The following is a 6,723-nucleotide window of genomic DNA, read 5'->3' as shown; positions in this document are numbered from 1 at the left end:
TTAATTCCTGATAGTGGAAGATATACAATTATTGTGCCATACGCAGATAGTATGCACGGTCTAAACTCAATCGCTCAAACTAAGAGAATGAAACAATTATTTTATGAGTTTGAATGCGATTATATGATACTTGATACACAAGGCGTGAAATGCTTGCGCCAATTATATAGTAATATATAATTAAGTATTGCGGAAGAAAACTGGAAGGCTGGAATGCTAATCAGAGTGGAAGTTATATAATAATATATATAACACACGCAACGCATAGAGATTGAAACTATTTATAGAATATAACATCTCCAAGAGTCCGCAACTCCTATTTAAATTTAGGATGAAAAGATATGCTGAACTAATACGAATGTTAAGTGTTAGAATTTAGAGATAAAAAGCTCTAAAGATAACAAATGGGGTATTTCTATTTTTGACTATGCTACTACGGAAACCTACGATGAAAATCGTGGTGTTACTTACCCTGCATGGACAGTAGTTAATCCAGAAGATATTAAGATGGTCAACCGTACTGTTGATAGAAATGCAGTTCCCGTAATTTATTCTGTTAAAACTCCAATCCAATTAAAGTCTGCTATGTTTAGTAATATGCGTGATTTGATTACTGATGGGCGAGTTAATCTACTTGTTGATAGTCAAGAGGGTCTTGATTATATGATGAAGAACTATCAGTATTATAAGATTGAAGACGAGGATTTAAAGAAACGTCTTATGAATCCTTATGTACAAACTAATCGGCTTGTTGATGAGGCAATTAGTTTGGAACAGGTGGTTACTCAGGGATATATTAACCTAAAGGAAAAAGCGGGGAATCGTAAAGACCGTGTTATGTCTTTGGCTTATGGTCTTTGGTACGCCAAGTTATTAGAAGACCAATACATTAATAAACAAGAAACTAACAGCCTATTAGACTGGACATTTTTTGGATAATTATTTAAGAAGAAAGCGAGGTGAGATGTTTGCCAAGAAAAAAGAAAGTTGAACAAGAAACATTGTCTGAAAAACAGGTTAATGATGTTCTAAATGCGTATGATTATTTTATGAATTTTTCTGATTCTTATAATCGCAGTTATAGAAGCGCTGACTATAATACACCAGACGCTATTAACAGACGGTTAAAGGATATTAATTTAACACAAGTAGATGCAACGGTTACAGAAATTGAAAACGCTCTAAAAAATGCAAAAGACTCAGAAGAAATCCTTTCTAATTATGCACAGACGCTCGAAATTACAAATATGTCTTTCAAGCGGATGACTCAATATCTTCCAAATTTAGCCGCATTTAACCTTACTTTTGACCCAATTAATGTTACGAAAGAATCTGAGCTAAAGTCTAAAGAATTTAAGAGAGATTTAGCTAAAGTAGATGAGTTTTGTAACAAGTTCGATTATCGCACAGAGTTTGCTGCTGCTCTTCGTCAGATTTTTAGACAGGGCGCAGTATTTTATGTTCTTCGTGACGAGGGTGATAAATATACCCTACAAGAACTCCCGAAGCAGTTTTGTAAAATTACAGGTCGTTTTGATTATGGATACCTGTTTGATTTTGATATGAACTGGTTTATTAACATGGATGGTGTTGATATAGATATGTATCCACCAATCTTTAAGCGTATGTTAAATCGTATCCAGAAGAATTTCACTAAACCTTATGACCCTGCAAGACGTTTACAATCAAGAAACACTAGTTTTAATTATTGGCAACAGACTTCTCCTGAAAATGGATTCTGGTGTTTTAAACTCGACCCAGAACTAGCAACTATTTTGCCCTATTATTCGGGCATTCTTGGTAATGCTAGTTTCCAGCCCGTTGTTAGAGGTTTACAACAGGATAAATACTTTATTGATGCTTCTAAGATTCTGGTTGGAATCCTTGGATTCAATAAAGAGCAGAAGAGTGGTCAGGTCGCTAACTCTATTAATATGACACCTGAGATGATTGGTAAATTTCTAGGCGTTGCCCGTAAAGGACTAAATAGCCAGATTGGTTTAGCTGTGCTACCCACTGACGACGTTAAAGCCGTAGACTTTAGTGTTTCAAATACCAATTCCGATGTTGACTATGCAAGTTCTGTTGTTAAACAAAGTGTTGCTTCTAGCGAAGCTTTGTTCGGAACTGAAAAACTAAACAGCCATCAGTCTAAACTGGCTTCTCAGATTGATAACAATACTATTGAAGCGCTTTATCCTATGTTTGCTAATTTTATGGAATTTTTTATTAATAGAATGACCGAGAAATATAAATTCAAAGTTCGTTTCCATGATGAAAATGTCCCTGACCAAAAGGCAGAGCGCAAAGCGCTATTCAATGATTTTTCTAAGATAGGATTTGTAGATATGCAGCTTGCCGCTCGTTGCAACGATATGAATATATTCGAGTATACAAGGCACTTACAAATTTCCAAGAATTGTTTTGATGTTAAGGGGATGGTTATTCCTCTAAATCAATATCTAACCCCTCCTGTGCAAACTAGAACTGGTACTGGCACAACAACAAAACCACCAGAGAATCCTCTTACTAAAGGTAGCGTTGGTAGACCACCAAAACCCGAGAGCGATTCTGAGTCTACGGAAGCAAGTTGGGCTAGGGGTTCTAATGAGCTTAAAAAGGAATTTAACGAGTAATTGAGGTGATATAATTGGCACTATCTAAAGAAGTGATTAAGGCTCTAAATAGCTCTAATGGTCTAACTCAGTCTCTAAATGTCGGTCAGGCTATTTCTGATGCTATTGATGAATGTGGTGGTTCTACTACCAATGTGCAAAATGTTACTAATGTAATTGATGCGCCTAAGATTGCGCACCACGATAAGCTAGATGGCAATGTTACAATTGCTACTCTAAAGAGTGCTTACAATTCTCTAGTGGACGACCTAATTAAGGCTGGTCTAATGGAGGAATAATATATTGAAATATTATATTTGAAAGGGGGTGACATGAGATTGGAGAATAAAAGTTTATATTTCACATTTGGTATTGACGACGTAAATGTTATTGAAGATGATGATAGATTTGCTATCACTAAGATTCGTGCATTTGCAGAAAAAGAGAATAGTCACACTCAGCCAATTTCTTTCGATTCTCTTAAAATGACTGCTAATACTATTTATAATGTTCCCGTTGTAGTTGAGTTCACTGATTGGAATGATGACGGTATTGGTACTCACTCTAAGGAAGAAATACCGGTTGGGTTTGTTTACTCTGAAAACAATCCTGTCACCTTTGAATATGATGAAGAGCGAGACAAGAATTTCTTGACTATTAAAGCTCTTATTTGGAAAAACTATTCCAAAAATATTGTTGATATTATTCATAGTTCTAATGACAGAAAGAAAGTATCTGTTGAAATGACCACTACTGATTATCAAGATAATGGTCCATTTGATAAACCAGACGTTTATAGCTGGAAATATCAGGCTATTACTATTTTGTCAGACCAAGTTGCAGAGGCTTGTAAAGGAAGCAATGTTCAGCTTATGAAATTCTCTGAGGATAAAGAAAATTATATTAAAGAAAATTTTGCTGACAAAATTTCTATTGACAATTCTAAAGAAGCCGCTACAAGTGGCGAGTGGTCTAATCCCGGTCAGAAGCTATTCAAACCAATTACAGAAGCGTCTAATGCAAAGTCTTTGCTAAAAGAAGCATATTTAATTGGCGATTTCTCTGACAATAAATATGAAATTACGAAATTCAAATATCCACATCACGTTATTCGTGATGGTAAACTTATTGTTCATAAAGATGGCTTGCAGTCCGCATTTTCTAGGGCTGCACAGCAGGGAATTGTTAAAGGAGACGTGAAGTCCCACTTGCTGAAACACTATCGTGAACTTGGTTTGGATACACAAAATTTTGCAGAATTTGGTTTCTCGCAAGATGAGTTCAATCAGTATTTTGCAAAAGATTATAAACAGGACGAGGGTGAAAACGTGGAAGAAGAGAAGAAAGTAACAGAAGCCGAAGTCGCTGAGACCAAGGTAAAGGAAGCGGAAGCAGCCGAAGAAAAGAACGAGGAAAAGGTTGAAGAGGCTTGCGAAACCAAGAACATCACAGAATCTTGCAAAACTGAAATGGGTTGTGGCAAGAACATCACAGAATCTTGCAAAACTGAAATGGGTTGTGGCAAGAAAATGGCTGACGATGAATGCTATAAAGATGATGATTCCGATGAGTGTCATGATGAGTCTGATAAAGATGATGATGACGATAAGGAAATTATGTCTCTTGAAGAAGCTATGTCTAAAATTTCTAATCTAACTGCTGAAAATGAAAAGCTAAAAAAGGATAATGAAGCATATATGGCTAAATTTAAATCCATGTCTGATTATGATGAACTAAAGGCTTTTAAGCTTGCAGCAGAAGAAAAAGAAAAGCAAGAAGCTAATATGGTTAAGATGTGTGAAGTCCTAGACGAAATCTCTGAAAAGGGTGTTGAAATGTCTGAGGATGAACGTAATGCTTATATCGCTAAATTTAGCGAATATGATAGTGTAGCCGCATGGAGCAACATGGTAAAAGCCGCAGAGTTTGACCGAGTTGGCGCTCCCTCTGGCAACATTCACAAGATTGGTCTACCTTATGGAGAGAAGAAGAAATATACTGGTTCCATTTGGGATAATTAAAAATTATTAAATTTAGGAGGAAATTTTACTATGTATGATGTTCTAATTAAGAACGGCTATGCGGCTCTAAATGTTGATAACTGGAACCGTACTGTCGTATGCGAAGAGGATGTACCCAACGGTGCGGTTTTTGCTCTAAGCGAGTATTCTACTGATGCTGATAGCAAGATTGTTTGGAAGGCTGGCAAGCCTGCCGCAAACGCAAAGAATCTATGGATGGCATCTAGCCCAGAAGTTGTTATTACCACTCTACCTGATGGTACTGAGCTAAAGGGCATTGATAACAATATCCGCGACTTCGTAAATATCAAGGGTCATCCTATTGATGCTTTCAAGCTAATTGAAGACGATGTCATTACTATTGTTCCTAGCACAGCTAATGCAACTGCAATGTCTACTGCAAAGTTCCTAATTCCCGAAGCTGGTAAGTTCGCCCTAAAGGCACAGGCTGATGGTACTGCTCCTACTACTGGTATGTATCTAAAGGCACTGGGTGCTACTACCGCTCACATTGGCGATGGCAACCTAGTTAAGAAGGCAGTTACCGCTTATAAGTTTGTTGTCTGCGTAGCTTGATGATATTTTAAGAAAAGGAGAATAATACTATGAATGAGAAGACTCTAGCTTTCTCCGGCGATATGACTGCCGAAGTAAAGATTAAGGATTATTTTAATGACTACGCAAAGCAGCGTGGTCAGTATGATGGCTATGTTGATACCTCTATCTCTTTTGCAGAGAAGGAGAAGAGAATTAACGACCTGCTGATGGCAGAGGTTAAGAAGCTATCTGGTCTGGATTTTAACAATTCTTTCGCTTCCATTGAGATGATGGCTAAGAATCCCACTTTCCAGTGGGCATATATGGCTGTTATTGACGCAGCTATCGATATGGTTCTACCTGATTTCGTAGACCGTACTACCAATGTCTACACTGAAATGCGTAATGGCGCTATTGGTGATAGCTTTAAGTTTGATGTTGAATCTAACGACCTATTTATTGTCTCCAAGGCTGGTCGGAATCAGCGTAATACTGAGTTCCAGCGTGAAGATATTGGTCAGCGTTCTATCATCCCCTTCAACCACAATATTTCTGTTTCTTCCAATAAGTACAAGGCTCTATGTGGCAAGGAATCTATGGCTAGTTTCCTGATGAAGGCTGTTCTATCTATGGAAGCAGAACTAACCAAGGAAATTGCTCTAGCATTTGCTACCGCCATGGACGATGTTAAGAATAATGGCGCAGAGGCTCTACACGTTGCTGGTCTGGCAGATAAGAGTGTCATCAAGCTAATTCAGACTGTTTCTGCTTATAACCGTGCTCCCGCCATTCTAATGGGTACTATGAGCGCCGTTCATGGCCTACTGCCTCAGTCTGCTAATCTGCGTATGATGGTTGATTCCGATTACGTTCGTGTTGGCTATATCTCCAACATTTATGGTACTGACGTAATGGTTATGCCTCAGTATGCCGATTATGCTGCTGCTGACCAGTACAAGCTGGCTCTGCCTGATGATAAGATTTATGTCATCAGCCCCTCTGCCCAGAAGCCTGTTAAGCTGTGCCTAGAGGGCGCTACTACCTCTAACACTGTTGATAGCAATGCAGATGCAGACCTAACCACCAATACTACCATTAACAAGAGTTGGGGTATCGGTGTCATCACCAATGCTATTGCTGGTGTTATCACTGTAAGCTAATTGCTTGTTAAATTTTGAATAATTGCTCTACTCCCGAAGGAGTAGAGTTTATATTATTCTTTGGATTGAAAGGGGTATAAAATGGCGACTAATACACAGAGAATTGATAATCTTGAAAGAGATATGTCAGAAATGAAAGGTACACTTGGCGAGATTCTTACTGCGCTACGCGGTTTTTCTACTTCCTCTGCTCAAAATGAATCTGTTGCAGTTGTACGCGAGGATAGTCCATCCGAAGAAGATTATACGGAACCAGAGGACGGAAAGAGCATTCGTGTTCGGAGTCTGTTTAATGGTACACTTAACCTTACTTATGGGGATAGACGTTTTGTTACTTTTAATAAATACGGTGACGAGAATCGTGTGTTATATCGTGACTTGATTCAAATT

The 6,723-nt window shown here is 38.0% G+C and carries 8 protein-coding genes; all 8 read left to right on the top strand.

What is annotated here, in order from left to right; all coding sequences use genetic code 11:
* Positions 1 to 180, top strand: a 180-nt coding sequence (locus B2S90_RS09030; RefSeq protein WP_286696930.1) for a hypothetical protein, incomplete at its 5' end; no start/stop codon positions are given.
* Positions 181 to 507: 327 nt separating this feature from the next.
* On the top strand, positions 508 to 939 hold the full coding sequence (locus B2S90_RS09025) for a hypothetical protein (RefSeq protein ID WP_286696929.1): 432 nt from the start codon (positions 508 to 510) through the stop codon (positions 937 to 939).
* 29 nt (positions 940 to 968) lie between these two features.
* Positions 969 to 2,636 (top strand): hypothetical protein, encoded by a 1,668-nt coding sequence (locus tag B2S90_RS09020; RefSeq protein WP_286696928.1) that lies wholly within the window; start codon positions 969 to 971, stop codon positions 2,634 to 2,636.
* Between the two features lie 14 nt (positions 2,637 to 2,650).
* Positions 2,651 to 2,914 (top strand): hypothetical protein, encoded by a 264-nt coding sequence (locus B2S90_RS09015; protein ID WP_286696927.1) that lies wholly within the window; start codon positions 2,651 to 2,653, stop codon positions 2,912 to 2,914.
* A 33-nt stretch (positions 2,915 to 2,947) separates the two neighbouring features.
* Positions 2,948 to 4,636, top strand: coding sequence for a hypothetical protein (locus B2S90_RS09010; protein WP_286696926.1), 1,689 nt, complete (start codon positions 2,948 to 2,950; stop codon positions 4,634 to 4,636).
* A gap of 216 nt (positions 4,637 to 4,852) precedes the next feature.
* Positions 4,853 to 5,212 carry a hypothetical protein gene (locus B2S90_RS09005; RefSeq protein WP_286696925.1) on the top strand — a complete coding sequence of 120 codons (360 nt, stop codon included), beginning with the start codon at positions 4,853 to 4,855 and terminating at the stop codon, positions 5,210 to 5,212.
* A 29-nt stretch (positions 5,213 to 5,241) separates the two neighbouring features.
* Positions 5,242 to 6,333 carry a hypothetical protein gene (locus B2S90_RS09000; RefSeq protein ID WP_286696924.1) on the top strand — a complete coding sequence of 364 codons (1,092 nt, stop codon included), beginning with the start codon at positions 5,242 to 5,244 and terminating at the stop codon, positions 6,331 to 6,333.
* Positions 6,334 to 6,414: 81 nt separating this feature from the next.
* The coding region (locus tag B2S90_RS08995; protein ID WP_286696923.1) for a hypothetical protein at positions 6,415 to 6,723 on the top strand (309 nt) is incomplete at its 3' end.

This window comes from Catenibacterium sp. UBA627 (assembly GCF_002299355.1).
In the GTDB taxonomy this organism is placed as follows: domain Bacteria; phylum Bacillota_I; class Bacilli_A; order Erysipelotrichales; family Coprobacillaceae; genus Catenibacterium; species Catenibacterium mitsuoka.
This window is presented reverse-complemented; position numbering and strand designations above follow the sequence as displayed.